Source organism: Paenibacillus sp. 01T443 (assembly GCF_056398325.1).
Map to the genome: position 1 here is coordinate 35658 of NZ_JBFTPE010000029.1, position 26591 is coordinate 62248.

General features: G+C 43.0%; 24 protein-coding genes and 1 pseudogene. 21 read left to right on the forward strand and 4 right to left on the reverse strand.

Annotation, left to right across the window (positions count from 1 at the left end; translation table 11 throughout):
* The first annotated feature begins 47 nt into the window (after window positions 1-47).
* From AC1DLI_RS30485 to AC1DLI_RS30495, 3 genes are read left to right on the forward strand one after another with little or no spacing between them, the layout of a single operon-like run.
* Window positions 48-1625 carry a spore germination protein gene (locus AC1DLI_RS30485; RefSeq protein WP_477608846.1) on the forward strand — a complete coding sequence of 526 codons (1578 nt, stop codon included), beginning with the start codon at window positions 48-50 and terminating at the stop codon, window positions 1623-1625.
* 26 nt (window positions 1626-1651) lie between these two features.
* Window positions 1652-2842, forward strand: a complete 1191-nt coding sequence (locus AC1DLI_RS30490; protein ID WP_477608848.1) for a Ger(x)C family spore germination protein — start codon at window positions 1652-1654, stop codon at window positions 2840-2842.
* Window positions 2839-3069 (forward strand): hypothetical protein, encoded by a 231-nt coding sequence (locus AC1DLI_RS30495; RefSeq protein WP_477608850.1) that lies wholly within the window; start codon window positions 2839-2841, stop codon window positions 3067-3069. Before AC1DLI_RS30490 ends, AC1DLI_RS30495 begins: the two co-directional genes overlap by 4 nt.
* A gap of 149 nt (window positions 3070-3218) precedes the next feature.
* On the opposite strand, the gene AC1DLI_RS30500 is transcribed toward AC1DLI_RS30495, so the two are convergent.
* Entirely contained in the window at window positions 3219-4322 is a 1104-nt protein-coding gene (locus AC1DLI_RS30500; protein ID WP_477608852.1) for a GerAB/ArcD/ProY family transporter, read from the reverse strand.
* A 261-nt stretch (window positions 4323-4583) separates the two neighbouring features.
* Between AC1DLI_RS30500 and AC1DLI_RS30505 the strand changes: the two genes are divergently transcribed.
* Window positions 4584-5237, forward strand: coding sequence for a hypothetical protein (locus tag AC1DLI_RS30505; protein ID WP_477608854.1), 654 nt, complete (start codon window positions 4584-4586; stop codon window positions 5235-5237).
* Between the two features lie 149 nt (window positions 5238-5386).
* Here the strand turns inward: AC1DLI_RS30505 and AC1DLI_RS30510 are convergent, their stop codons facing one another.
* Window positions 5387-6673, reverse strand: a complete 1287-nt coding sequence (locus AC1DLI_RS30510) for a galactokinase (RefSeq protein ID WP_477608895.1) — start codon at window positions 6671-6673, stop codon at window positions 5387-5389.
* Between the two features lie 426 nt (window positions 6674-7099).
* On the opposite strand from AC1DLI_RS30510, the gene AC1DLI_RS30515 reads away from it, so the two are divergent.
* The 10 genes and pseudogenes from AC1DLI_RS30515 (at window position 7100) to AC1DLI_RS30560 (ending at window position 19707) form a co-directional block, all read left to right on the forward strand.
* The gene (locus AC1DLI_RS30515) at window positions 7100-7381 is read left to right on the forward strand and encodes a transporter (RefSeq protein ID WP_477608856.1); all 282 of its coding nucleotides are present in this window, start codon (window positions 7100-7102) and stop codon (window positions 7379-7381) included.
* Window positions 7382-8170: 789 nt separating this feature from the next.
* Window positions 8171-8521 (forward strand): annotated as a pseudogene (locus tag AC1DLI_RS30520) (hypothetical protein); the annotation flags it as partial.
* A 253-nt stretch (window positions 8522-8774) separates the two neighbouring features.
* Window positions 8775-10529: a cache domain-containing sensor histidine kinase gene (locus AC1DLI_RS30525; RefSeq protein ID WP_477608858.1), complete on the forward strand. Its 1755-nt coding sequence runs from the start codon at window positions 8775-8777 to the stop codon at window positions 10527-10529.
* A gap of 6 nt (window positions 10530-10535) precedes the next feature.
* Entirely contained in the window at window positions 10536-12170 is a 1635-nt protein-coding gene (locus tag AC1DLI_RS30530) for a response regulator (protein WP_477608860.1), read from the forward strand.
* Between the two features lie 149 nt (window positions 12171-12319).
* Window positions 12320-13297, forward strand: a complete 978-nt coding sequence (locus AC1DLI_RS30535; RefSeq protein WP_477608862.1) for a carbohydrate ABC transporter permease — start codon at window positions 12320-12322, stop codon at window positions 13295-13297.
* Window positions 13294-14142, forward strand: a complete 849-nt coding sequence (locus tag AC1DLI_RS30540) for a carbohydrate ABC transporter permease (protein WP_477608864.1) — start codon at window positions 13294-13296, stop codon at window positions 14140-14142. The genes AC1DLI_RS30535 and AC1DLI_RS30540 overlap by 4 nt, the downstream gene beginning before the upstream one ends.
* 119 nt (window positions 14143-14261) lie before the next feature.
* Window positions 14262-15554 carry an ABC transporter substrate-binding protein gene (locus AC1DLI_RS30545; protein WP_477608897.1) on the forward strand — a complete coding sequence of 431 codons (1293 nt, stop codon included), beginning with the start codon at window positions 14262-14264 and terminating at the stop codon, window positions 15552-15554.
* A 186-nt stretch (window positions 15555-15740) separates the two neighbouring features.
* Window positions 15741-17342 carry a spore germination protein gene (locus AC1DLI_RS30550; protein WP_477608866.1) on the forward strand — a complete coding sequence of 534 codons (1602 nt, stop codon included), beginning with the start codon at window positions 15741-15743 and terminating at the stop codon, window positions 17340-17342.
* Window positions 17343-17391: 49 nt separating this feature from the next.
* Entirely contained in the window at window positions 17392-18606 is a 1215-nt protein-coding gene (locus tag AC1DLI_RS30555; RefSeq protein WP_477608868.1) for a Ger(x)C family spore germination protein, read from the forward strand.
* Window positions 18607-18621: 15 nt separating this feature from the next.
* Window positions 18622-19707: a GerAB/ArcD/ProY family transporter gene (locus tag AC1DLI_RS30560; RefSeq protein WP_477608870.1), complete on the forward strand. Its 1086-nt coding sequence runs from the start codon at window positions 18622-18624 to the stop codon at window positions 19705-19707.
* Between the two features lie 27 nt (window positions 19708-19734).
* Here AC1DLI_RS30560 and AC1DLI_RS30565 read toward each other — a convergent pair whose 3' ends face one another.
* Window positions 19735-20592, reverse strand: coding sequence for an arginase family protein (locus AC1DLI_RS30565; protein ID WP_477608872.1), 858 nt, complete (start codon window positions 20590-20592; stop codon window positions 19735-19737).
* 105 nt (window positions 20593-20697) lie between these two features.
* On the opposite strand from AC1DLI_RS30565, the gene AC1DLI_RS30570 reads away from it, so the two are divergent.
* The 5 genes from AC1DLI_RS30570 (at window position 20698) to AC1DLI_RS30590 (ending at window position 24489) form a co-directional block, all read left to right on the forward strand.
* Window positions 20698-21039 carry a winged helix-turn-helix transcriptional regulator gene (locus tag AC1DLI_RS30570; protein ID WP_477608874.1) on the forward strand — a complete coding sequence of 114 codons (342 nt, stop codon included), beginning with the start codon at window positions 20698-20700 and terminating at the stop codon, window positions 21037-21039.
* Window positions 21040-21101: 62 nt separating this feature from the next.
* Window positions 21102-21470: an iron chaperone gene (locus tag AC1DLI_RS30575; RefSeq protein ID WP_477608876.1), complete on the forward strand. Its 369-nt coding sequence runs from the start codon at window positions 21102-21104 to the stop codon at window positions 21468-21470.
* Between the two features lie 141 nt (window positions 21471-21611).
* Entirely contained in the window at window positions 21612-22367 is a 756-nt protein-coding gene (locus AC1DLI_RS30580) for an endonuclease/exonuclease/phosphatase family protein (protein ID WP_477608878.1), read from the forward strand.
* Between the two features lie 138 nt (window positions 22368-22505).
* Complete coding sequence (locus tag AC1DLI_RS30585; RefSeq protein ID WP_477608880.1) at window positions 22506-23402, forward strand: RCC1 domain-containing protein; 897 nt, start codon at window positions 22506-22508, stop codon at window positions 23400-23402.
* A gap of 136 nt (window positions 23403-23538) precedes the next feature.
* Window positions 23539-24489 carry a phosphotransferase gene (locus tag AC1DLI_RS30590; protein ID WP_477608882.1) on the forward strand — a complete coding sequence of 317 codons (951 nt, stop codon included), beginning with the start codon at window positions 23539-23541 and terminating at the stop codon, window positions 24487-24489.
* Window positions 24490-24680: 191 nt separating this feature from the next.
* On the opposite strand, the gene AC1DLI_RS30595 is transcribed toward AC1DLI_RS30590, so the two are convergent.
* On the reverse strand, window positions 24681-25307 hold the full coding sequence (locus AC1DLI_RS30595; RefSeq protein WP_477608884.1) for a helicase-related protein: 627 nt from the start codon (window positions 25305-25307) through the stop codon (window positions 24681-24683).
* Between the two features lie 713 nt (window positions 25308-26020).
* On the opposite strand from AC1DLI_RS30595, the gene AC1DLI_RS30600 reads away from it, so the two are divergent.
* Together AC1DLI_RS30600 and AC1DLI_RS30605 are read left to right on the forward strand one after the other, a co-directional pair.
* Window positions 26021-26350, forward strand: a complete 330-nt coding sequence (locus tag AC1DLI_RS30600) for a PadR family transcriptional regulator (protein WP_477608886.1) — start codon at window positions 26021-26023, stop codon at window positions 26348-26350.
* 13 nt (window positions 26351-26363) lie between these two features.
* Window positions 26364-26591 (forward strand): permease prefix domain 1-containing protein (locus tag AC1DLI_RS30605; RefSeq protein WP_477608888.1); only part of this gene is annotated, 228 nt, incomplete at its 3' end.

Here is a 26591-nt window from a genome sequence, read left to right on the forward strand (position 1 = left end):
GATTTCTTGGGGAGGCGGCCTATTCAGTGCAAGGGTTTAGGAAGTGGATGCGCATTAAACCAGAGTATCCAAAAGTACAAGAGGATCAACATCCTGAAGTTGAAGAGAACGTCAGGTTATCGTCGAATTTGGAACAAAATGAGTTGATATTTCAACATATATTCCAGAATTGCTCCGATATCGTCTTTCGTAAAGTGCGGCTCGCAGGACAAAATCATTGGCTTGTTATATACATTTCAAGTCTAGTTGATGAACAGATGATGGATGATCATGTGTTGAAACCATTAATTTCCAATCGCACAAAACAGGCTGATTTGATAGATGATAAAGCAGAAGAGCTGGATGATCATTTTATCTCGGTTGGGACGACAACTATTTCATCCAAAGTAACTGACATAGTTAGTCATTTGTTAAATGGTCATGCTGTCGTTCTAACAATAGAAGACAGCGATGCGATGATGGTCAAGGTCAATAATAGTAAAGCACAGCGAAGCCTTGATGAGCCATCTTCCGAACCAGTCATTCGAGGTCCTAGGGATGGGTTTATCGAGAACATTTCTGTGAATATTGGACTAATACGTACAAGATTGAAATCATCTAGACTTAAAATGGAATCCATTACGCTTGGAGAGATTTCTCAAACTCAAGTAGTCATCACTTATATAGTAGGTATTGTTTCCGAAGCTATAGTTGAAGAAGTTCGAACAAGATTAACTCGGATTAAAATTGACGGAATCCTCGATTCAGGCTACATTGAGGAATTTATTGAGGATTATCCTTTCTCCCCTTTTCCACAAGTTCACAGTACAGAGCGACCAGATGTTGTAGCTGCGGAGCTATTGGAAGGGAAAATAGCCATACTTGTCGATACCACCCCTTTCGTATTAATTGTTCCCATGACATTTTGGGCTGGAATGCAAGCAAGCGAGGATTACTATATTCGCTGGCCCATCGCAACTTTTGTGCGCTGGATTCGATTCCTTTTCATATTTATCGCAATATTCGCTCCTCCACTATATGTTGCCGTTACAACCTTCCATCAGGAAATGATTCCAACTAATCTCGTGCTGAGTATTGCTGCCGCTAGGGAGCCGGTTCCCTTTCCTGCCCTGATCGAAGCTTTATTAATGGAAATTATATTTGAGGCATTGCGGGAAGCAGGGATCCGTTTACCCAAACAAATAGGACAAGCGATAAGTATTGTAGGAGCATTGGTCATCGGACAAGGGGCTGTTGAGGCAGGAATTATATCTGCTCCGGTCGTCATTCTCGTATCGATCACGGGTATAGCAGCATTTACGATTCCACGATATAACTTTGCAAATGGAATCCGATTACTGCGTTTTCCGATTTTATTCTTGGCAGGTACTCTTGGACTTTATGGCATTGTTCTTGGGTTTCTGGGCATCTTGGTACATATCACAGCCCTTCGTTCTTTCGGCGTCCCTTATTTTTCTCCAGTAGCACCTCTTACAATCACTAATTTAAAGGACGTAATCCTCCGGGTACCTATATGGGCTAAAACTCATCGTCCACAGGCAACAGGTTCTAACAATCCGGTTCGTGAACCGATGGGTCAAAAACCAAGCCCAAGTCAAGGTAAGCAGTCATCCGAGAAAAGTTAGGATTTGTATGTGGTTAAGAAAGGAGAATGAACATCATAATGAAACCATGCCTATATATCTGCTTACTATTCACAGTATTGACAACAAGCGGTTGTTGGGATCGTACGGAGATTAATGATATTGCGTTTATTGCGGGTACGGCATTTGACTTAACGGATGATGGTGAATTTATATTATCGCATCAGATTGCAATCCCTGCCTCCGCTCAGGGGGGACCAGGGAGTGGAGGTAGCGAGAAACAGAAGTTTTTTGTTATATCTGCTACTGGAATGAATGCTAATGAAGCATTCCATAGGCTTCAGAAAAAAAGTTCACGCAGGTTGTTTACCGCACATCGCAGCGTTATTTTTATAGGTGAATCGTTAGCCAAACACGGGATTAATGATATTCTCGATGTTTACACCCACGATTCGAAACAACGGTTAAAAACCTATATCATGGTTGTGAAGGGGGGAGAAGGGCGGGGAATTCTACAGGTTAATTACCCCTTTGAACAAGTGCCAGTCGAAGCAATTAAGGAAATGGAAACTTTAAGAACCGAATTGGCGGTTACATTACGAGACTTTTTTTTAGCCTCATCAAATGAAGGTATCAGTCCCGTTTTGGGAGTCATCATGTCTGAAGGTTTATCAGCAGGAATAAAAGAAAACAAAAACAAAATATTTAAAATAGCCGGATCAGCTATTTTTAAAGATTTCAAATTAGTCGGTTTTCTAAACGAGAATGAAACAAATGGATTTCTTTGGGTGACAGATCGAATGAAGAATGGCAGGATCAACGCCAAATTACCAGAAGGTGATGGAACAGTAGGGATGATTCTGGACAAAGCAAACAGAAAAATCACCTCTGAGATCAGTGGAGATAAGATCAAATTCAGGATTCAACTGCAAGGGGAAGGAACTGTCTGGGAAAATAATTCCCCTTTGGATATCAGTTTTCCGGATAATCTTGAGATTGTGGAGAAAGTATTGGAGAAATCGGTTGAAAAACAAGTCCGGGATGTATTATTTAACGTCCAGAAACGATACAAAGTAGATAGTGTGGGTTTCGGACAAGAAATTTACCGCAACAAGCCGAAACAATGGAAAGAGTTGAAAGGACAATGGGATAATAAGTTTCCGGAGGTTGACGTTTCCATTGCAGTTAAGCTAAATATAGTTGGAACCGGGATGGCAGGTCCTCCTCTACAATTGGAGAATAAGGAGATAAAAAAATGATTTTCCAAATCATTGGATATTTATTTTTATTGATTGTATGGTCTTTTGTCAGAATACGATCCTTGTTGAGTATGCAAAAAAATAAAGAAGCAGCGGTGGTCGGTAGTTTGATGGGAGTATCATCCATTATTGGTTCCTTATTAATTGCCCGGGTTGACATACCAAGCATGGTTGTCCCGTTCGAATTTTTTTTTGAACCCATCGGAAAAATGCTCTTAAAGCAGTGAATTGAACTGTAACCCCATTTGTGCATAATGGCATTATCATTGAGCTCTAGATACACCTTATCGTTGAAGCTGGGTTTGAAATTGCTGTTATCGGTGCAACGCAAAAACCCGAAAGATAGGCACTTTTTCTCTAGTGTCTATCTTCCGGGTTACAGTTCGGAATGGCCTACCCTTCTTTTTATAGTGTCTATCATGAGAAGTAACAACGGTATGAGGCTTTGTGTGATAAAACCCGTGCTCGGATAAACGAAGGCAAGATAAGTTTGAAGCTCAGAGCCACTTTTAAAAACCCAAGCTGATCCAATTATAGATAATAATGTTAACGGGGCAACGATATCACGATAATTTTGGATGCCGAAGAGTTGGCTAATACAAAGACAAAATATAAACAATGCTACTGATACCTTTACAAAATTCCCCATCACCCACATCGCAACAGCGATGGCCTCCAGACGTTCAAATGAACCCTCAATACCAATATATTGCATCACACTTAAAACGGAATAGGTCAGTTTACCCGTTAAAGAACCGAGGACCATAATCGCAAGTAATACTATGATAAATATTAAAGTGGAAATACTGAAGAGTGCAATCAGCGAGACCTTGCGAGCCTTTTTCGGCTGATTCAAAAAAGGAAGGAGCCATCCCAATATAAACACTTGATTCATGAATGCTCCTGCTGGAATGACAGCTCCTTGCAATACCGGTAGTATTCCCTCTCCTAAAAATGGCTTTAGCTGAACGGGTTCTGCATAACCAATCGCCAGAATCAAGATCGGAATCAAAGAAATTAAGATCAATGGTGCAATAAACTCATTTAATCTTCCAATGACCTCTATTCCAATATAAACGGTTATACCGCACAGTATCAATAACGACACACTGCCTACTATGGATGGGCTTTTTGGTAATAGAAGCGTTTTAATAAAAAAGGTATGCTGTATGGTCAAAACCGAAATAGACGTAAACCAAAAATAAATGTAATAAAGCCCCAAACATTTCCCTAACCATTTCCCGAGGATTTTTGAACTATACTGTAAAATGGTCAAACCCGGATAACGATTGGCGAGGGTAATCAACGCCCATAGAGTTAATAAACCTGTTGTAATAGAAGGAACTACGGAAATCCAAGCATTCTGCTTTGCAAACATCACCATCCACCCAGGAATGGTTAAGATGGTTGTGGAAGTGACAAAAGTAAAGAGTAATAAGCCTAGCTGAGTTCCCGTGATTTTTTCATCTGTTGTCTGCATCTTCACACTCTCTCCTTGCCTCACAGTGTTCCAAGTATTGACTTATCGCTATCGGTATATACTCGTAAAGCCCGAATAATGGGGAATTCCCCCTTTGACGTATAGCCCAGATAAATAAGGCTCTGTTAAGCTAACGGGGTACGATAGGTGAATAGCACACATCAATGAGCGGGCGCTACAGATGCCTGCTCTTTTTATTAAACTAACGGGTTGATTAGCATAACTATTATGATCTGCTAAGCGTCTAAGAATCGAGGTGATATGATGAAAGTTGTTTGCATTTTCCTTTTGGCTATTTTGATTGGGGGCTGTGCGCAATCCAATTCTATGTCCCCTGTGTCCGAACCTAATTTAGAATCGGAAATAGACTATGCAGATTATATCAATATTGGTGATAAGCATTATCTTAATGCTTGGGAACTGGCACTGGTCGACACAACAGGAATTTCGGAAATTGGTGAAGTGGAGCGCGGATCAGTAATACCAGAAGGCACTCCTGTATATGAAATTGCAGGGTATCCTGAACATGATGTGGTCGCAGTAAAAGCCGATAGTAATAATGCTGGTTTAGTAACCAATATCTCTGGTTATCTCGCCTATGTACTGCATGGGGAGGATGGGAAATCTCATTATCCCAATATCCAAGATCAACAACTTAAACAGATCAAAATATTTAGGGGTAGTAAATTACTACGAGAACTAAAAGGAGAAGATGTAAGTTCTTTTCTTGTTTTATTCAACAATCAAGGAACCCACAATGAATTTCACTTTGAAAAGGGACCTGAATACACTGTTTTGTTTATAAGTGATAATGCGTTAGGTTATAACTATGGAATAATGGAAAAGGATGGGCAATTTGGGTTTGCTCATATTGAGAGCAAACTGCCAAGCGAGATCGCTCATTATTTTAAGTAGGTAGTTATAATTGAACTAACGGGTAACGATAGTTCAATAAACTCACTACAACATCCTGCCATTGCATGCTCCCCTTACGATAGACAGGTGAATAATAAATAACCTGTTAGTATAAGGGAAGCAACAATTGACGATTAAGCCATCCGAACCTACAAGAGCGTATTCAAGCAGACCGCTCCGATTTCGCGCACACGGATCGTGAACAGTTCCGTGCTAGTCGTACGCCCTATTAGTTCCCGGTATTCCGCTACCGCCGAATGTGGCAGAACGGCGAGAATTACGCCGGCAAAGCCGCCACCGTGTACTCTGCAGGCACCGTCGCCCAACTGGTCGATGAAACGTTCGGTAATGGCGAGTGTAAGCGCAATTCCCTGTTCACGGGACACCGATTCTTGGTAGATGTTCTGTAGCCATTTCCACGAGGAATTACCTGAAGCGGTAATATACTTCAGCACGTTCTGCCACTCGCCCGCCTTAATTGCCTCTATCTGCCGCCCGACGCGGTCATTTTCATCCAGGTAATGCAGCGCCCGCAGCACCGCTCGGTCTCCGGCAGTTTCGCGGAGTTCCGCGAGCCGGCCGTAGATCATCTCTGCCGTCAAATCGCGACATACCTCTGCACCGAAGGCTTGCGCCACTGCCCGCATCTCGTTCGGGATCGAAGCATAATCCTCCGTCAGGTCAGCATGGTTACCGCCGGTGCTGACGATGACAAGGCTGTAACCCGCTCTTTCAAAGGTACCTGGAATACGCTCGATCTGAGGCTCTGCCGGCTCCTTAAAGTCGATTGTGATCATACCGCCGTGCGAGCAGGCCATCTGGTCAAGCATCCCTGATGGCTTGTTCCAATAAAGATTTTCGGCATACTTACCGATGCGCGACATCATGACCGCATCCATCTCTCCGTTGTTATAAAAAGTACTTAGGATCTGGCAGATCAGAACTTCGAAAGATGCAGAGGAGCTGAGTCCTGACGCCGGAAGCACGTTACTGCTGACGTAAGCATTGAATCCGCCGATTCGGTACCCGTGCTGCTGGAAACCGTGTGCAATACCGCGGATCAAAGCAGCCGTCCCGCCCTCGCCTGCCTGCGATTCCAGATCATCTAGATTGATGACTGTCATGCCTGGATACCCTTCGGAAATTACGGAAATGACTCCGGTGTCCACGGCTGCTGCAGCCGCAATCGTATCTAACTGAATACTAGCCGCCAGCACCTTTCCATTGTTATGGTCCGTATGATTGCCGCCTATCTCTGTGCGACCCGGCGCACTGAAGTATTTCAATGACTCTGTCTTTCCATATTGCGCACTGTATCCTTCCATGCACCTCCGGTACCTGTCGATCTGTCGCTCTCGTTCTTCACTGCCGTACATCTGCTCCAGCAACTGTTGTGCCGGAGCCGAATCAAAAAGGTGCTCGAATTGATCGTTCATCTTGAATGTTCCTCCTGGTTCTAACTGTTTGAGTAGTATTATCATGTCCATTGTACCGAAAGGTAACGTTCACGGATAGGATATTTATGAAAGCAATCAGTACTGCGGGATTATTATTCTTTGGGCGCGCGACCAGCTGTGTCGTAGCAGAAACTCGCCATTGTGCAGGAGCAAGAGTCGGGAGAAGTCAGTCGAGCAAGCGTTGCTCTAAAAAATAATATCAGTGTAACTCCCCTGGCGAAATGGCATTCGTACACATAATAACAGCTATTTCGTGGAGTTTATGTTTGAGGACAGTAATTGGAGCGGTTGACCGTGCAAAATGGTTATGATTAGGCATGCGTACAGTCAAGTAGCTATTCACCTACGTAGTATAAGATACACTTTCATGTGAAATCATGAATATCTTACGCTAGGAGTGATGTTATGGCTCATATGCGAAATAAAGGATCCATGAGACAACCGCCGCAGTCTCCTCCTCCCGCATTCATCCCGCCGAAACCCGCTGTTTCTTATATCGTCGATTGCTTTTACCAGTACACCTATGTTTGGCTTAGGTCTGGCGAGAACTTCTGGTTTTATCCGACATTTGTCGATATGGACGGTGTTGCAGGGTATAGATGGAGCGGATCATACTGGTACTTCTATGGTATCGATCCGCGATTCATCGATGCCGTATCGTGTCCTCCGATTCCTACCCCTTTCTGAGCACTAAAAAACAGAGTGCCGGTGGTTCTGTTCACTCACCGCGGGGACAATCGGGAGGCACACAATGCGTCGGCGGGGTGGGCAGAGTTTCCAAGTGTTGAGCTACTTTGGAGAAACCTTCAGAAGTAGCTCGTATCATTTCTGGAAACAATCTCGTACCTCGTTGAGCTAACGGAGAAAGATAGTTCGTGAGGATGCTACTTTGTAAATGTTCCACTCATTTTACCCATCCTTACGGACACGCGGCATCTGCATGTTAAGCTAACTGGACACGATAGTGAAATGAAGCAGATTGCAGCGGCAGTCTGCTTTTTTCATTGAAGTAACGGGCAGTATGGTTGAATGATAAATAGAAAAAGAAGAAGTCATATAGGGAAAGCAACATTAACAAAAAAGTCTGATTTTTTACTTAAAGTAAAGAAATCAGACTTTTTATGTGAAAGTCACGCGCTTGTTATCAAGAAATAAAAACTATATTTCAACTTTATATTATCTTCACTTCATCTCTATATGTACTCATTATATTTATATCTGTAACAGCAAATAAAACAATGAAAAGAGGTTATTAAAATGGTAAAGAACAAAACCAAATTATTCACTGCACTTGGTATGTCAACAATACTATTAGTGGGAGCTGCTAGTGCATATGCAGCCCAAAAAGAAGAAAATGAGGTAGTACGAACAACGGAAATAGCACCAATTACTAAAGAAAAAGAAACAAATGGGGTAGTACAGACAACTAACAAAGCACCAACTTCTAAAGAAATTGAATCAGTATTAAAAGGTGAACCTACACCTTCAAATATTAAAGTAGAAGGTTTATTTTCAAGAGATGGTAAGCCCGATTATACTGCAGATTATTTTTTAAACGATGAAAAATTAATTTCGTTATTAAAAATTAGCGCACAAGAATTAAAACAAGAATTAGCAACAGGAAAATCTGTCGTCGAGATTGCAGAGTCTAGAAATGTTTCTAAACAACAATTGATTGATGTCATTGCAAAAACACAGGTTGATGTACAAATCCAAGCTGAAAATAAGGGTGAAGTTCCTAAAAGCAGTAGTTCAATGAAAAAAGATATTGAAAGAAAAGTAGTACAAGTCATCGAGCATAAAACTGAAACCCCATGGAATAAATAAATCAACCAACCACGCTTTAGTTCAACAAAAAAAGGAACAGTTCTGCCGACGGAGGCAGCTGTTCCTTTTTTATTAAGCTAACGGGAAACGTTAGCTCAATAAATGAAATTTGGCGAAGTGAGACGGATAGGCGAGTACGTTTATTTAGCGTGCATGTATTCGTATTTTCCATTTTAAGTCTTGTAATCTTGACTTCTATATGCTTATAGTGTCTCCAGAGGGCTATTATGATATTTCAGGAGGCGAACCTAGCATGTTTAAAAAATACCGCATAGACTACCTTCTGTTCGGCGGTTCAGCAGCATTCATCGTAACGCTTCTTACTATTGTCATTTGGATCGCTTATTCGTACTCCGCACAGCAGATGGTGCAGAATACTTCCTATTACCAGCAAGGTCTGCTTAATGAGCTTTATAATAAAGTCGATATCCAAATGAAATCGATCGAACAGATTTCCTTAACGGCTACCCGGAACACGAATCTGCTGGATGATGTAAACGTGCCGGGGGACAAGTATTCCAATTACAAGAAGCGTGAGGAAATGGAGTCGTTCCTGGCACAGCTTACTTTCTCGACACCCGATATTCAGTCCGTTCATTTCTATATTAAGCAAACGCTTCAATTTGAGCCACAGGGCCCGGTGAAATTTATCGAGCATGATTTAATCAAAGAAGAAGTTTGGTATAACCCGGCTATCGAAAATAACGATTTCGGTTGGATTGGAGAGCACGACATTCGAACCGTTCAAGGTGAGAAGCGGGTCATCAGCTTTGTCCGCAAGGTGTATTCGGTTGCAGGAGATTACCGCGGGCTGCTGCTGTTGAATATTAAAGCGTCTTCCATCAAGAAGCTGATCGAAAGCCATAACCCTGCGGCAAACCGGATTCTGCTCGATTCAGGGGGGCGGCTTATTACGATGATCGGCGGCGACACTATGTCGCAGGACCAGGTCGAGGCCTATTTAGAAAATATCAAAGGCKAGTCTGGTTATATGAAAACGAAATCCGTTAACAGCGGCCTTTCGGATTCAAGCGAACATTTGATGGTATGGGCAAAGCACTTTGATAGGGATTGGACGTTAATCGAATCGACTCCATGGAAGGATATTACGGGAGGAAGTTTTCGTCTTGCTATGGTACTGCTGCTGGCAGGAGGTTCAGCCATGCTTATCGCGCTATGCTTCAACTTGTTTTTCTCCCGGCAATTCGTGAAGCCGATCGGGCTGCTGCTGCATGAAATGAGCCGAAATTCGGTTAATGTCAACAAAGTTAGTTTGCCGGCGGGGTACCGTAATGAATTCGGAGCGTTATTTTCAGGCTATCGCAGGCTCATCGAACGTATTCAGGAGCTGTACGCTTCATTAGAGGATCAGTACCAGAGGCAGAAGGAAGCGGAAATTAAAGCGCTGCAGGCGATGATCAATCCGCATTTTCTTTATAACACTTTGGATCAGCTGAATTGGATGGCGATTGCAGGCGGACAGGAGAAAATGAGTACCATATTGGAGTTAATGGGAAAAATGTTCCGCATCGGCCTCTCGAACGGTGAAAGCGTAATCATTATCCGTGATGAATTGCTGCACATGGAATGCTATATGCAGATTCAGCAGATTCGCCTAGGTGAGCAGTTCGTTTTACGGGTAGACGTACCTGAAACCATCAGGGACTTATATATTCCGAAGATGACGCTGCAGCCTTTTATCGAGAATGCCATTATGCACGGGTTTCACGGCAAGAAAGAGGGGACGATCGAGGTATGTGCGGAGGTCACCAAGAATGCTGAAGTCGTTTTTCGAATAACGGATAACGGCAACGGTCTAAGGGATGACTGGCAGGAGCCGAAAAAGAGAAAAACAGGGGGATACGGAATCCGCAATGTCAGAGAACGAATTGACATTTATTTTGGCAGCAGCTACGGTCTGGAGTTAATGCCGAATACGGATGGCCCCGGGACAACGGTCCTCATACGTATTCCAGTGTTAAACAATAAAGAAGAACAGGCAGGGTGATGCGGCATGTGGAAAATTGTAATCATAGATGACGACCGGAACGTTTTGGAAGGAATGAAAAGCGTCATCCCCTGGACGGAGCTTGATGCGGAATGGGTCGGGGAGGCGATGGACGGGGAGGAAGGACTGCKGGTCGTTCAGGAGTGTCAGCCAGATATTGTAATCACCGATATTTATATGCCCGTGCTTAACGGCTTGGATATGGTAGAGCAGTTGAACAAAGCGAATTTTCACGGGAAGATTATTGTTTTAAGCGGCTACGCGGATTTTGAATATGCAAGACAAGCGCTCCGGCTGGGGATTGCCGATTATTTAAACAAACCGATCAGCGTTCAGACGATTCAGGAAGTACTGGGGAGAACGATCGCGGCATTGGAGGAAGAGCTGGAGCAAAGACATCGCAATGAAGAGCTGGAAGAGAAATTGAAGCTGTACGAGCCGTTCGTGGAGAAAGAATGGATCAAATCGGTCACCACAGGACCGGAGCATACGAAGCTTCCGGATACCCGGATGATTCCCGAAGCGTACCGGTATTGGAAAGACCGCCGCCATGCGGTGATTGGCATTGAAATTATTCGCACGGACCGCGTGACCAGGGCCTCGACAAAGGATTTGAGCTTGTTCAGGTTCGCCATCGCAAACATTATTCAGGAGCTCTCCCGCGAGGAGTGGCCAGATTCTCACTATGTGGAATTATTCAGCAGCCACGCGGCGATTATCCTTCATGCTCCGAATGAAGAATGGAGCGACTTTACGATGAAGCAAGCGTACCGCTTGGGGGAAAGGGTCATTCAAAGCGTCCGCTCCTTCCTGGATATTACGCTTCATGCCGGAATCGGAACGTTTAAGCCGAATTGGTTGGAAATTGCGGATTCGACCGAGGAGGCTTTCCAGGCACTTTACTTTAAAAACACCGCGCCAATAGAAGGCATCCACTTATACGAATATGTCCATGGCGGAAAAAAAGAGCAGCAAGCGTACCCTATCTCCCTCCGTCCGGTTAAATTTTATCAGCAAATGGCAGAGTCAATGAAGCTGTTCCAAGAGGATAAGGCGAAAGAGATTGTGGATGATTACTTCGGCCAGTGGAGCAAGGGCGGGGCTGTATCGGCTCGCAATCTTGAAATGCTGGGTACGGAGCTGTGGACTATTTTTGCTTATACGCTATTTGAAGTAGGCGTTCAATTGGAAGGCATCGCGAAGGTGGACGAGGTTACCCGGGAGCTGCGTTTCGTTACGACGCTGGAGCAGCTGAAGGAGTGGCTTTACGGAAAAATTGATCTGATTTGCGGCTCCCGCAGCAGCAATGAGAACATTAAGCATCGACAGGCCGTTGATTTTATCGTTCAGTTTATCCATGAGCATTATGCAGAGCCCATTATGATATCCGATCTGGCGGATCGTATTCATATTTCGAGAAACTACTTAAGCCTTCTCTTTAAGAAGGCGATGGGGGAGTCCTTCAACAGTTATTTGACGCGGATACGGATGGAGAAGGCGAAAGAAATGATTTTGGAAGGGAAGTATTTGATCTACGAGGTCGCGGACCGGGTCGGTTATAAGTATGTGCCTTATTTCAGTACGTTATTTAAAAAGTATACCGGCTGCAATCCGACAGATTTGTATAAAAATAAATCGTAGTTATCTCAATGGTCTGGGATTCGAGCTAAAAAATTTGCATTCTTCTATTTTTGTTAATATGTATAACAAAGTGTACATCGTTCCTATTTTTCATTCTCTGCTGGTCTTATATGATTAACTTATATAAACCAGACAGAGGTGATGCTACTATGAATCGGAGCTCTTCTACAGTCCTTGTTAATGCGGCGAATGCGGTACCGGTCCGGAAAAAGAAGTCGCTGCTGAGCCGCTTTCTGAGCAGATGGGAATCGCCGGTAGCCGGATATTTGTTTTTAGCCCCATGGCTAATCGGACTTTTTTTATTGACGTTTTGGCCCATGCTGCAATCGTTGTATTTCTCTTTCACAAAATATTCTCTGTTGGAGCAGCCGGAATGGACCGGGCTCGGGAACTATGAACGGATTTTCACTTCCGATGCGGTGTTTATCCAATCCCTTAAGGTCACGTTTTTATTTGTTCTATTCTCGGTTCCGCTCAAATTGTTCGCTGCTCTGCTGATTGCGCTGCTGCTAAAGCAAAATATTCGCGGCATGTCCTTTTACAGAACGATGGTTTATCTCCCTTCCTTGATCGGGACTAGCATTGCAGTGTCTATTCTTTGGAGAAACATTTTTAACTCGGACGGGCTGTTTAATCAACTGCTGGGCTTGTTTGGGATTGAAGGCATGAACTGGATTAGCAATCCGAAAACCGCTCTAGGAACGTTGATTTTATTGGTGGTTTGGCAGTTTGGTTCTTCTATGGTTATTTTTTTAGCCGGACTCAAGCAAATATCGACAGAGCTGTATGAAGCATCTTCGGTGGACGGAGCTACCAAGATCAGACAGTTTTTCAGTATTACGCTTCCTATGCTCTCGCCGGTTATTTTGTTTAATTTAGTGCTTCAAACGATCGGCTCATTCCAAATGTTTACGCAGGCGTTCATCATCACGCACGGCGGACCGATCAACTCTACGTATATGTACGCTCTATATTTGTACGACCGCGCATTCGGACGGCTTCAGATGGGATACGCCTCGGCTTTGGCTTGGATCATGCTCGTGATCATTGCCGTTTTCACTGCCTTGATCTTCGTGAGCGCGAAGCACTGGGTATTCTATGAGAATGATGGGAGGAAAAAAGGATGATGCGGAGCTCTAAACGAAGCTTATTTCAAAAAAACGTGTCGCTCAGCCTATTAAGCCTTGTCATGATGTATCCCGTCTTTTGGTGGATCGGGGCTTCTTTAAAGACGAATGAGGAAATGTCGAGGCCCGGTCTGTTTCCTGAGCATCCGATATGGAGTAATTTCAGCGAGGGATGGACGGCGATACCTGGATTTACGTTTACCCACTTCTATATGAATACCTTTCAATTAATTATAGGTGTGCTCCTTACAAGTATTGTTGCCTGCAGTATGACCGCTTTTGCGTTCGCCCGGCTCGATTTCCCGCTGCGCGGCTTGTGGTTTTCGATTCTCTTGCTGACTCTCATGCTGCCCCATCAGGTAACGATGGTTCCGCAATATGTAATGTTTAACGACTGGGGCTGGGTCGATACGTTTTTGCCTTTTATCGTTCCGCATACGCTCGCGGGTGGAATTGGCGGCTCCTTCTTCGTCTATCTTTTGGTACAGTTTATTAGAGGCATTCCGAAGGAGCTGGATGAATCGGCCAAAATAGACGGCTGCAGCTGGTTCGGCATCTACTGGCGAATCGTGCTGCCTTTGACGAAGCCGGCATTGGTGACAGTAGCGATCTACTGTTTTCTGTGGAACTGGGATGATTTTCTCGGACATTTGATCTATATTAACTCGGTGGATAAATACACAGTCGGTTTGGCGCTGCGCATGTTCGTCGATTCCCAGTCATCCGTCCCATGGGGTCAATTGCTCGCGATGTCTCTTGTTTCGATCGTACCTTCCGTCCTTATCTTTTTCTTGGCCCAGCGCCATTTCGTAGAAGGGATAACAGCCGGATCGGTAAAAGGCTAAAAAGGATGCATTTCTATAATAAATTGTGCATCCCTCGTATACCAAGGTTATCCGGTTGGTTGTTAACATATGAAATGTAAACGGTTTATTCATTGCTAAAAGGGGGATTCACTTTGAAAATGAATGTAAAAAAATCGATCACCGTACTAATATCGGGAATCATGCTTCTGACCGCTGTCGCTTGCGGCAGCAGCAATGAGAAAAGCACGGCGGGGGAGAGCACGGACCAAGCGGCCGCAAGCGAGGTAAAGCTGCGCATTTTATGGTGGGGATCTCAGTCCAGACATGATGCTACTTTAAAGGCGCTCGATTTGTATACTTCAAAAAATCCAAATGTGACGTTCGAGCCTGAGTTTTCCGGCTGGGAAGGCTATTGGGATAAGCTGGCCACCCAGTCTGCGGCGAAAAATGCACCGGACATTATTCAAATGGATGCGTCCTATTTGGCGGAATATGCAGGCCGTAAGCAGCTGGCAGATTTATCTACGGGCATAGAGACGGGAGATATCGATGCCTCTCTTTTAAGCACAGGGAAATATCAGGACAAGCTATACGCCATTCCACTGGGCAATAATGCTATCGGGATGGTCTATAATAAAGAGGCTGTAGAAAAGCTGGGCATTACGAAGCCAAAGAGCGGCTGGACCTGGGACGAATTTTTCGCCTTCGGCAAAGAAGCGAAAGCAAAGCTTGGTTCCGATCATTACGCGTTAACTGATCTTTCAGCCTCTTTCGGGCAATACGTAAATTATCAGCTGAGCAAAGGCTTAGGACAAGTGTTTACGGAAGACGGCAAGCTGAATTTGGATAAGGATACTTACCTCGAATATCAACATAAATTTGCTGAACTGCGCAAAGAGGGGATTGTGCCTCCGGGCGAGGTGAGTGTGACGGATAAGGAGCTTGATCCTCAGCTTGATCTCATGGTAAACGGCACTACCCTGCTGCGTGTCGTTCACGCCGCACAATCCAACAGCTTTGATAGCTTGAAGCCAGGGGTATTCGATTTGGTAACGATCCCGAGAAACCAGGAGGCTGGAGGCTGGCTCAAACCGTCAATGTTCTGGAGCGCAAGCGCAAACTCAAAGCATGTGGAGGAAGCGAAAAAGTTTATCGACTGGTTTATTAACGATCCGGAAGTAGCTGAGCTGCTAGGTACATCCCGCGGCGTTCCTGTCTCTAAGAAGATTGTCGAGAAGCTGACTCCGAAATTTAACGCTCCCGATAAAATGGGCATTGCGTTAATTACCGATACGGCGTCGGATGCTCAGCTGTATGTACCGGAGCCTAAGGGCTGGAGCAACTTCTCGCAGAAGGACTTCAAAGCGGTCGGAGAAAAAATCATGTTCGGTGAAATTACGCCGGAGCAAGCCTATGAGGAGCTCACGGAATTGGCGAAGGATTATCAGTAATTAAAGAGAGTATCAAGGATGACAAAAAGTTAGGGACGTATAGGAAAGTGAAGTTGGAGAAAAACCGGTCATCACAGATGACCGGTTTTTCGATTTTGAGTATTAAGCACCCCTCTGACATACGTATGGATATTTAAATCAAAACCGATAATGGAAGTATTAATTTACTTCTAGGTGGATGCAAAGATGAAAAAGTTTTTCGAGCAAATGTATATACGAAATAAAAAGGGGGATCTGCAACAAGATCCACAACCCAATAACGACCATAAAGAAATTCTATCAGACGATCTTCAGCAAAATATTAATTGCATCATAGCGTTAACCGGAAATAGCTCTGATTTTGTCATACGTAGGTTTCAAGGGGCCAATGGATTGTCCATGGCAATTGTTTATATAAATGGTCTAACTGATGCCGAATTGATAAATGATAACATCATGAACCCGATCTTGTCAGATGTAGACGCAAATACCGTTCAAAGTAGAACTTTACATGAATTATTTTCAGCCATAAAAGATAAAGTTATTACCGTTAATGGCACTAATACCGTAAGTAAAATAGATGACTTGATCTCGGCTTTATACAAAGGAGATACCGTTATTCTCGCAGATGGCTTGGATGAAGCTATTTCTGCAAGTTCTGCCAAATGGGTTCAAAGAGGAGTAGAAGAGCCTTCTTCTCAATCGGTTATTCGCGGACCCAAAGACGGATTCACAGAGAATATAAGCACTAATGTTGCTTTACTCAGGCGCAGAATAAAGAGTCCGAAACTATGGAAAATCGACCGGAAAATTGGATCGGTGACACAGACTGATGTTTCTGTTATGTACCTTAAAGGGACAGCCGATGATTCAGTTGTGAACGAAGTGCTTCAAAGGCTCGATCGCATTGAAATTGACGGCATACTCGAAAGTGGCTATATTGAAGAATTTATACAGGACCAAACGTTAACCCCTTTTCCCACAATCATAAACACAGAACGACCAGACACGGTGGCGGCTTCCATACTGGAAGGGCAAGTTGCCGTATTAGTGGATGGAACACCATTTGTCCTTGTAATGCCTATTACATTTCTTAAGTTCTTCATCGCCAGTGAAGACTATTATCAGAGATTCGATATCTCTTCGTTCTTACGTCTTTTGCGCGTTTTTGCGTTTGCCATCTCGATGGTTCTTCCTTCCTTATATATTGCAATTACGACTTTTCATCAAGAAATGATTCCAACGACCTTGTTGGTCAGTCTTGCGGCACAAAGGGAAGGCGTTCCTTTTCCGGCGTTCTTTGAAGCATTAATGATGGAATTGATATTCGAGGTTTTAAGGGAAGCAGGGGTACGTATGCCTAGGGCAATCGGTTCTGCAATTTCGATCGTAGGAGCGCTTGTTTTAGGACAGGCAGCAGTTGAAGCGGGTCTTGTTTCAGCTGCTATGGTAATTGTAGTAGCCTTTACGGCGATCTCCAACTTTGTTGTTCCGGCATTTAATATCTCGATTGCTGCTCGATTGATTCGATTCATTCTGATGATTCTTGCCGCAGTATTAGGATTGTTCGGGATATTGTCGGGGCTCTTTTTCATAATAATCCACTTGTTATCTCTACGTTCTTTCGGTGTCCCTTATATGGCACCAATAGCTCCTTTCGTACCTAGCAACTTAAAAGATTCTTTAGTAAGGGTGCCCTGGTGGATGATGGTTACCAGACCGCGTCTTTTCTCTAAGAACAATTACGTGCGCCAAAACGTAAACGTACGTCCTGAGACTTCTGACAAGGGAAAGGAGAAGGAAAAGTAACGATGTCTTTCATACAACCGGGAAATGGACACCAAAAGGGGATCAGGAAATGAAACGAGGAATAATTCTTCTGATTATTTTCATCATGTTATTAGCTGCCAGTGGTTGTTCGAACCATATTGAACTTAACAAATTAGGAATCATCAGTGCAGTTGCCTTTGATTTAGATGAAAGCAATCAATGGGTTTTGACCTTTCAAATTATAATACCAAAGTCAACTTCGAGTAAAAACGGTGGTGGTGGCTCTCATTCTCCGGCTACTGTTTTTTCAACAAAAGGAAGGACCGTACTTGAGGCCATTCAAAAAAGTGATTTAGAGGCCCCTCGCCATCTATTTTTTTCTCATACTCAAGTTATTATTATCAGCAAACGTGTTGCCCAATATGGAATCAACCAAATATTAGATGCTTACTTAAGAAGTTATGAATCAAGAGAAACAGCAAATGTTTTAATTTCGGATGTAGAAGCAAAAAATGTGTTGGGGATTCTATCGCCTTTAGAAAACAATCCAGCTAACGCGATTTCCAATTTGATAAGCGGGCAAGGTGATAAACAAACCAACATTATTCAGACTAAGTTACATGATTTAATTTCTACAATGACAAATTCAACATCTAGTTCTACTTTGCCAGAAATTAAAATCGTGGGTAAGTCAGAGAAACAAAATTCATTAGACGCACTTAAAAAAACTCGGAATGACGCCACATTGACATTGGATGGAGTAGGGGTATTTAAGCGGGATAAATTTGAAAATTGGTTAAGTCGGAAAGAAAGTCTTGGTATACCTTGGATAACGAATAAAATCAAAAGAACGACTATTGTCTTTTCATGTGAAGGTGAGAGTGGAAGCGAACAGCTATCCTCCTTTTTAGTTGAAAAATCCCATACAAAACTAATACCTAATATTTTGAATGATCATTTGTTTATGAAAGTAGAAATTGAAGCAAAAGGAAATCTAGTTGAAACAACCTGCGATCTAGACCTAAAAAAGACGAAAAATTTGAAAATTTTAGAAAACAACATACAAAATCAAATAAAAAATGATGTGGAATATTCCTTTCATGCGCTGAAGAAAATGAAAGCCGATGCATTGGGCTTCGGAGACACATTTCACAAATCGTATCCACAAAGATGGAAAGAGCTCAGTAAGAATTGGGATAATGAGTTCACAGAAATAAGCATGGACGTAAAGGTTCATGTAACAATCCGACAAACCGGAATGATTGATGATTCTTTTTCTAAGATGTCTGGGAAAAAAGAATGAGAAATGAGGCTTCGTATGGAACGGATTAGCAAATATCAGTTGGGCTCTATGATTATTTTATTTCAAATTGGCAGCACACCATTATTTGAATTAGGTATCAAAGCTAATCAAGACGCATGGTTGGTAGTCATTACTAGTATGCTGCTTGGATTAATGCTGCTTTTTCTTTTTTTGGCGATTCAACGAAGGGAACCAGAAAAAAATCTGAGTCTGTTATTGACTCACTATTTTGGTTCCTTTGTGGGAAAGTTACTCTTATTGCTCTATACCGTGTTATTTACATACGAAGCTATGCGAAATGTACGTGATTTCGGCGATCTTTCCCTCTTTACTATTCTTCCACATGGCCCTATCTCCATTATTATGCTGATTATGTTAACTTTGTCGATCTATTCCGTTTACAAAGGGATTGAAGTCTTTTTTCGGTTTGCGGAATTTATCGTGGTAGGTGTACTGTTATTTTATCTTATATTAATTACCATGCCTTTTATTTCGGGAATTGTATATTTGGATCGAATTCTTCCGATTTTGGAAAATGGAATGCAACCTGTATTAAAAAGTAGTTTATATTATGAAGTTTGGATGCCATTTGGACAAATGGTGATTTTTCTCATGTTCTGGAGTAATTTAAACGAAAAGAAAGAATTGACTAAAACATCAATTCTAGCTTTTTTTGTTTCAAGTATGGTTATCCTACTCACTAATATAATAAATCTGATCGTTTTGGGCCCTGAATTAGTTAAAATTAGTACTGTGCCTTTATTACAATCCGTACAGCTAATTGAGGTCGCTGAAATATTCGAGCGTTTTGACGCACTCGTCATTTTACTTTTTTATACGGGGATATTTATCAAAGCGACATTATGGTATTTAGCAGCAATACTTGGCTTATCTCAGTTGTTTCGTGTGGATTACAGGCGATTTGCTATTCCCGTCGGAGGAATTATTTATTTCACTACACTTCTTCCTACAAGTTGGCAATCGCATCTAGAGATTGGACATTACATCACGGACAATTTACATATTAATAAGATTTTCATTGCAATTATACCCGTCATTCTTTATATCATTATGTTGTTTAAACGTAAGCGTCAAACCTAGCCCAACTTCAACGTCACATCCAGGACTTTACTTATTTAAAATAGGTATTTCTCCAAGCAGTTTCTTCAAGTTAATAGAATCCCACGGCATATGCTCCGTTATACCTAACCCAACTACATCTGTTTCTTCAGATAATTCTTTAATCAGATTAAGTAGTTGAGGCATTTGCATAGTTCCCGCAGGAGAAAGATTATAAGGTGCTTCAGGGTTGGCGAATAATAAAGAACGAAATGCCTTTGGGTCAAGCACATCTAAATCAAGGTGAATAGCTAGGTGCTTAACGCCGCTTTCTTTAATCCACTCTTTTATCGATTCAGTACTGTTCATTAACTCTTTGGTTCCAGCAGTTTTAATACCTAGTCTTTGAATGACTTCTGTATCTTGTTCTGTAGGAGTTTCTAATCCCGCTATAAAGACATTTACAGGTTTTAGAGGGATGTTCACATGTTTTGCGAACTCTTCATCTCCTTCTCCCAAAAGATTTCCAAGAGGTAATGTATGTCCGTTGTCATACCCAACAATTCTAACTAAATCACTATGAGCATCGATCCAAATTAAACCTAACTCCCCACCGTATCGTTCGTTTAAATAGGCAAATGGGGCTTGTTCGACTAAGCAGTCGCCACCAAACATGACAATGCGATCTGGCTTATGAGCATCAATGATATGATGAGCAGCCTCTAATTGTTCAAGCAGCTGTTTTCTTCCATTCGTACCGTTCTCGTTTTCAAGCAGGGTTCCATCATAAGCTTGAACGGGTACATTAATAAGGGGTTGATCATTGTCCGGAGCTAGCCAAGCAAGCAGTTCGGCTCCAAAAGAGTAGTTAGGGTTATTTCCCCCTTGCCATTGCGGCATTAACAGGCGTATTGTTTTTTTGGTCATTTTTTTCTCTCCTTTACTTAAAAGTATGGTTAGTATAAACTGAGCACAAATAAAAAAGTAGTACGCACTTTATTGATAGGTACTACCCGAAAGGATAGCGTAAATATGAGTATGGCTGAATATAAAGGTAAAGTTAAAAATATTCAAGATACACCTTTTGGCTATACCGTTTCAGTTATCGGCGGTAAATGGAAAATGGTTATTATTTATCTCCTAGCAGAAAACCAACCGGTTCGCTTTAATGATCTGAAAAGACAAATAGGAGCTATTACTTATAAAACATTGAGTTCACAACTTAAAGAATTGGAAGCTGATGGTTTGGTGAATCGGAAAGAGTATCCTCAAGTTCCTCCTAAAGTCGAGTACAGTCTCACGGATAAAGCGGAAACATTATTACCCGTATTGGAAGAGCTATGTGAGTGGGGAGTAAAAAACCAAAATAATTAAATTCATGATCATAAAATGGAAAGTCTACGAATGACATCATTTATATTTTAGGAGGAAACAACATGGAAGCTTTTGTAGAATATTTAGAACGTATTGATAACCCGCAGCATCGGGCCCGAGCGGAAGAAATTTTTGATTGGGTAACTAAGAAATATCCAAATTTAATGCCGAAAATTGCGTGGAATCAGCCTATGTTTACCGATCACGGCACGTTTATTATTGGCTTTAGCATAGCCAAACATCATTTGGCTGTTGCCCCTGAAAGGGCAGGGATTAATCATTTTTCTGATGAAATTGTCCAGGCTGGCTATGATCACAGCAAGGAGTTGGTACGTATCAAGTGGGATAGTCCAGTTGATTTCTCACTACTTGAGAAAATGATCGAGTTCAATATTTTGGATAAGGCAGACTGTTCTACTTTTTGGCGTTAATTACGAAATGATATGAAATTCCGAATCATAGGTTACCCTACCATACCAAAATATAGGAATCTCATCTTCTCTTTGTCAAGGGTTGATTATCCCGTCAGCTCGCCATATGCTTATCTTATATTCATGTTAGGAGGGATCATTGTGGAATTATCGATTATGACATTTAATCTTCGTATCCATGTCGCGGAGGATGGGGAAAATGCCTGGCCTAACCGTATTGAAGCAGCCGCAGAAGCGATTAAAGCGTCTGGAGCAGCCATTGTATGCACGCAAGAAGGAAGCTTGCCGATGCTGGAGAGCTTGAATGAGCTGCTTCCCGAATATGAATGGATCGGAGAGGGCAGGCTCGGCGGCGAAGAGGGTGAGTTTTGCGCGATCTTCTTCCAGAAAGAAAGGCTGAAGCCAGTCGAAAGCGGCACCTTCGGATTGTCCGAACGGCCGGAGCAGCTTGGCTTTAAAAGCTGGAACACCGATTGTCCGCGCATTTGCACTTGGGTGAGGCTGCGGCAAATCGACGGGCAGGAATATCTGATTCTTAATACGCATCTGGATCACATAAGCGAGGAAGCAAGGATAAAAGGAGCTATGCTCATCTTGGACAAGATGAATATGACCAGCGGAGCGTCCGTGATTCTAACAGGCGATTTCAATTGTGAACCGGAAACAAAAACGATCCAGTCTCTGAATCAAGCAGGGCTGCGCCATACATACACCGACCTTGATGTAAATCCGGGATGTACTTATCATGGTTTCATGGGCGGCGAAGAAGGTGAACCGATCGACTATATATTCGTTACGCCGAATATTCGGATCGTGTCAGCGAATGTCGACAAGGGCAAGTACGGCGGCAAATACCCATCGGATCATTATCCGATTACTGCGACTCTGCAGGTATAGTATCAATGCAACAAAAGAATGGATGTATGGCTAGAGCCAAACATCCATTCTTTTGTTATTACGCTCGGAGGTGTTTGCAAAGTTCGCAAGGAGCATGACCTGATAATAAAACAGGTCTAGTTTTCAAGGAGGTAAAACATGGATTACACTTCACCGATTGAAACGGCGTTAAAGGTGAAACGATGGCCTAAAGATACCATAGCGGCGGGTCGTCGTCATACCGTTGGTCTTAAATCGGACGGAACGGTGACGGCTGTGGGTGATAATAAATATGGCCAATGTGATGTAAGCGTCTGGCGCGATATTGTGGCGGTTGCGGCTGGTAATGTTCATATGGCGACGAACACGGGTAATGCTCATACAATCGGTCTTACATCTGACGGCATGGTGACGGCTGTGGGTTGGAATAAGCATGACCAATGCGATGTAAACGACTGGCGCGATATTGTAGCGGTTGCGGCGGGTTGGCGTCGTACCGTCGGGCTTAAATCGGATGGCACGGTGGTGGCTGTGGGTCGAAATAATGAAGGCCAATGTAATGTAAGTGGCTGGCGTGATATGGTGGCGGTAGCGGCGGGTGACTGGCATACCGTCGGGCTTAAAACGAACGGCACGGTGACGATTGTGGGTAATAATCGGTATGGCCAATGTAATGTAAGCGACTGGCGCGACATAGTGGCGGTAGTGGCGGGTTACCTTCATACCGTCGGGCTTAAATCGGACGGAACGGTGGCGGCTGTGGGTTGGAATAAGCATGACCAATGCGATGTAAGCGGTTGGCGCGGTATTGTGGCGATAGCGGCGGGTAGTAATCATACAATCGGGCTTAAATCGGACGGCACGGTGGCGGCTATGGGTAGGAATGAGCATGGCCAATGCAATGTAAGTGGCTGGCGCGATATTGTGGCGGTTGCGGCGGGTTGCGCTCATACAATCGGGCTTAAATCGGACGGCACGATGGTTGCTGTGGGTGATAATGAATATGGCCAATGCGATGTAAGCGACTGGCGTGGCATCCAACTGCCCGGCAATTAGTTTTCAATATTAATAATACATATAAAGCCTTAAGTCGGTGGGACGTCGTGAATAAGGGAATGTTACGAGAAGGTATAAGCTAACGGTCAGAGTTATATTAAAACGTAGAGCTCGTTGAAGCACTACTCTTGAGGGGATGAAAGAAATTTTGGAAGACTCCGTAGTTATACAAGCAGAACGAATTGCAGGCGATTTTCTTCGGGAACAAGTAAAAACTTCATATATGATCATAGGTAAAGGCATCACAAATCAGGTTTGCGTAGTTGAGACGGAGAGTCGCAAAGTTGTTGTCCGCATGAACRATAAAGATACATTTCCAAGCTTTATCAAAGAAAAATGGTGCATCGAGCAAGCAGCCGCAGTTGGTATTCCTGGACCTGAGGTTTTGTCCATTGGTATCGTTGATGAAACAGCCTATATGATTCAAACTTTTATAGATGGCAACAACGGGATAGACAGTACGGTTCCAAAATCCGATATTTGGAGGCAGCTTGGCGAATATGCCAGGCTTATTCATTCGATTCCAGTGAAAGGATACGGGGAAAATCTGATTGATCCAGTCCATGGTGAGTTTCAGTCACCTTTTCATGCAGGATCGGACGGCAGTTGGCAAGGGTATGTGCAGTATAATATCAATAGTTTGACGGAGTATGATCGCTTGATTAAGCTTGGAGTAATCACTCAGATGGAATCGCAGAGAGTAAGAAAACTGTTTGAAAATTTGAAAAGTGAACCGTTCCGCTTCGGTTTAAACCACGGAGATATCTCTTTAAAGAATACGATTGTCAATCAGGCAAACCAAGTTATATTGCTGGATTGGAATGCAGAAGTAAGCGTGGTACCGCATGCAACTGTTGCTCAATTGATGCATTACCAAATCCTAGGACTAGAAGAAAGCGCAAGTGTTGAGGAATTCAAAGCGTTTTTAGACGGGTATGGGATAAGTGTAAAAGACCTTGCTGACATGAGGCATTTGCTTTTACTAAGGGCTTTCGATAACCTCAGGTGGGCTATTGATCAAAGTCCGGACCTAATCGAATCCTATGCTGCATTCGCGAAACAAGTTGTTGGAATGATTATGGATTAGCAGAGATGAGCGATGTTTTTATATCTTAATCTAACAAGGGTGAAGAAAATGATTGAATTAATGGGTAACGATAGATAAATTCCAATTAAGCTGCGATTACGAAAACGTATAAACAAAGAAAGATTGAGTAGGATCAGACAACAGCATGAGGCTGCCGCGGAATTGATTGGCAGCCTTGCTGCAGCGTTACACTATGGGTTCCGGCATTCCCGATATTCGAACTCGTCGATTTTGCCCGACGTTAGGAGATAATATATGGTCGCTTCTTTATGATATGAAGTTTGTCTCGATATGCGGTTGTTGCGCTGCAGAATATCAGAGTAGCGGGCCGGATAATCATAGTGCACAAGATGATTTGCCGCCGTAACGTCGAGACCGGTGTTGACGGAATCCGTAATAAGCAGAACGGTGGATTCCGGGATTTTATTAAATCTGTCAATCATCTCATTAACCTCATGGATGGAAAGCTGTGTCGTAATAATAAAAACGCCTTTGATGTCCTCGTCCGCAGAAAGCTCGTCTAATAACAGGGCGGTGACGGCATTCGATTTGGAGATGACGACCGCCTTTTCCCTTCTGTCACTCACATCTCGGATGATGGACCTCAGCATGTTTATTTTTTGCGGATTCTGGTTGCACATAAGCGCCATTTGCTCTTTAATCGCCATGAGCTGTTTTTTTTCATGAATAGAGGAGGCCCGGATATTTCGCTCGGAAGCCGTAAAGTAATTATTCAAAAGCTTCAAGTATTCRGTTTCATATTCGGGCTCCAAGGATACGACGATCTGTTTTTCAGTAATGTTAATGATATCAGTCATCCTTCCTGCTCTTCTTATTCTTTGAATAATAGCAACGTAACTTATGATACGGTTCTCTCGACGAAACGGCAAGCTTCATAAAATGGAATTTTACAACGCGACGGCAAGAAATATTACCTGACTAATGAAAAATATACATCGAAGGTGTACTTGCTAAACATATGATAGGCCCTCAAAACTGACTGTATCCTCATCAAGTCGTCGAAGATTTGTGGATTTTCATTGCTAATAATTATAGCAAGCCCGGCATTTATGATGTATAGATTGCGTTACCACCTGAATCAATTCCGATAAACCTACGACCAAGCACCAAATACAGATAATTCTTTCAGACAATCATTGAGCTAACGGAGAACGTTAGTTGAACATACAAGGAGCAGTTTGCTGCGGCAGCTGCTCCTTTTCTTTGTTAAGCTAACGGGCAGGATAGCGTGGGAATCAGCATTTAAATATGTATGACTAAGGTCAAACCGAATGGAAAATGAACCTGGGACATATCGGATGAAAAGGAAAATATTTAGAGTGACACTGCATTATCAAAGGAAAAGAACATACTTCCAAGAAGATCCGCGCATAGCGCGGCTTTTTTATTTTTGTGATTCCTCAATAGGACGGCCAAAGAGCTCTCACTTATAGGCAAAGTAATTAATTAGAAATACTACCTTGACAGTCATGGTAATATGTCTTATTATACAAACATGGAGGTTGATTACATGAGCGAGAACAAAATTACATCCGACCTGCTGCGAGGACATACCGATACGATGATTTTACGGCTCTTATCCGAAGCTGACCGCTACGGCTACGAGATCGTAAAACTGATTACAGACCTCTCGGATGGCGAGTATGAATTAAAGGAAGCCACGATGTACTCGAGCGTCCGGAGGCTTGAGGCCGACGGTGATATCGAGTGGTATTGGGGTGATGAATCACAGGGTGGTCGTCGTAAATATTTTAGGATTACTGGAAAGGGTATGACTGCTTACGCCCGCAACAAAAACAATTGGGAGTACGCAAAGCGCGTGCTTGAAAACTTATTATAAGGAGAGATGAATTATGAATCAGAAATTGACGAATTATTTGAACGGTGTATTTACGCCATACGATGGAGTAAAAAGCGTCACCGAATTAAAGTCCGACCTGCACTCCGATTTACAGGAGCGGTTCCGTGAACTCAAAGCTGAGGGCAAGGACGATGAAACAGCGTTTAAGATAACCATTGAAAGTATCGGTGACATTGAGCAAACGGTACGGGAGGTCGCTAACCTCTCCCGCTCACTGGAG

What these genes read in the sequence shown, in the direction of transcription:
- AC1DLI_RS30485 (WP_477608846.1), top strand. Translation starts at nt 48, where the DNA reads ATGCGCATTAAACCAGAGTATCCAAAAGTACAAGAGGATCAACATCCT.
- AC1DLI_RS30490 (WP_477608848.1), top strand. Translation starts at nt 1,652, where the DNA reads ATGAACATCATAATGAAACCATGCCTATATATCTGCTTACTATTCACA.
- AC1DLI_RS30495 (WP_477608850.1), top strand. Translation starts at nt 2,839, where the DNA reads ATGATTTTCCAAATCATTGGATATTTATTTTTATTGATTGTATGGTCT.
- AC1DLI_RS30500 (WP_477608852.1), bottom strand. Translation starts at nt 4,322, where the DNA reads ATGCAGACAACAGATGAAAAAATCACGGGAACTCAGCTAGGCTTATTA.
- AC1DLI_RS30505 (WP_477608854.1), top strand. Translation starts at nt 4,584, where the DNA reads ATGATGAAAGTTGTTTGCATTTTCCTTTTGGCTATTTTGATTGGGGGC.
- AC1DLI_RS30510 (WP_477608895.1), bottom strand. Translation starts at nt 6,673, where the DNA reads ATGAACGATCAATTCGAGCACCTTTTTGATTCGGCTCCGGCACAACAG.
- AC1DLI_RS30515 (WP_477608856.1), top strand. Translation starts at nt 7,100, where the DNA reads ATGGCTCATATGCGAAATAAAGGATCCATGAGACAACCGCCGCAGTCT.
- AC1DLI_RS30535 (WP_477608862.1), top strand. Translation starts at nt 12,320, where the DNA reads ATGAATCGGAGCTCTTCTACAGTCCTTGTTAATGCGGCGAATGCGGTA.
- AC1DLI_RS30540 (WP_477608864.1), top strand. Translation starts at nt 13,294, where the DNA reads ATGATGCGGAGCTCTAAACGAAGCTTATTTCAAAAAAACGTGTCGCTC.
- AC1DLI_RS30545 (WP_477608897.1), top strand. Translation starts at nt 14,262, where the DNA reads ATGAATGTAAAAAAATCGATCACCGTACTAATATCGGGAATCATGCTT.
- AC1DLI_RS30550 (WP_477608866.1), top strand. Translation starts at nt 15,741, where the DNA reads ATGAAAAAGTTTTTCGAGCAAATGTATATACGAAATAAAAAGGGGGAT.
- AC1DLI_RS30555 (WP_477608868.1), top strand. Translation starts at nt 17,392, where the DNA reads ATGAAACGAGGAATAATTCTTCTGATTATTTTCATCATGTTATTAGCT.
- AC1DLI_RS30560 (WP_477608870.1), top strand. Translation starts at nt 18,622, where the DNA reads ATGGAACGGATTAGCAAATATCAGTTGGGCTCTATGATTATTTTATTT.
- AC1DLI_RS30565 (WP_477608872.1), bottom strand. Translation starts at nt 20,592, where the DNA reads ATGACCAAAAAAACAATACGCCTGTTAATGCCGCAATGGCAAGGGGGA.
- AC1DLI_RS30570 (WP_477608874.1), top strand. Translation starts at nt 20,698, where the DNA reads ATGAGTATGGCTGAATATAAAGGTAAAGTTAAAAATATTCAAGATACA.
- AC1DLI_RS30575 (WP_477608876.1), top strand. Translation starts at nt 21,102, where the DNA reads ATGGAAGCTTTTGTAGAATATTTAGAACGTATTGATAACCCGCAGCAT.
- AC1DLI_RS30585 (WP_477608880.1), top strand. Translation starts at nt 22,506, where the DNA reads ATGGATTACACTTCACCGATTGAAACGGCGTTAAAGGTGAAACGATGG.
- AC1DLI_RS30600 (WP_477608886.1), top strand. Translation starts at nt 26,021, where the DNA reads ATGAGCGAGAACAAAATTACATCCGACCTGCTGCGAGGACATACCGAT.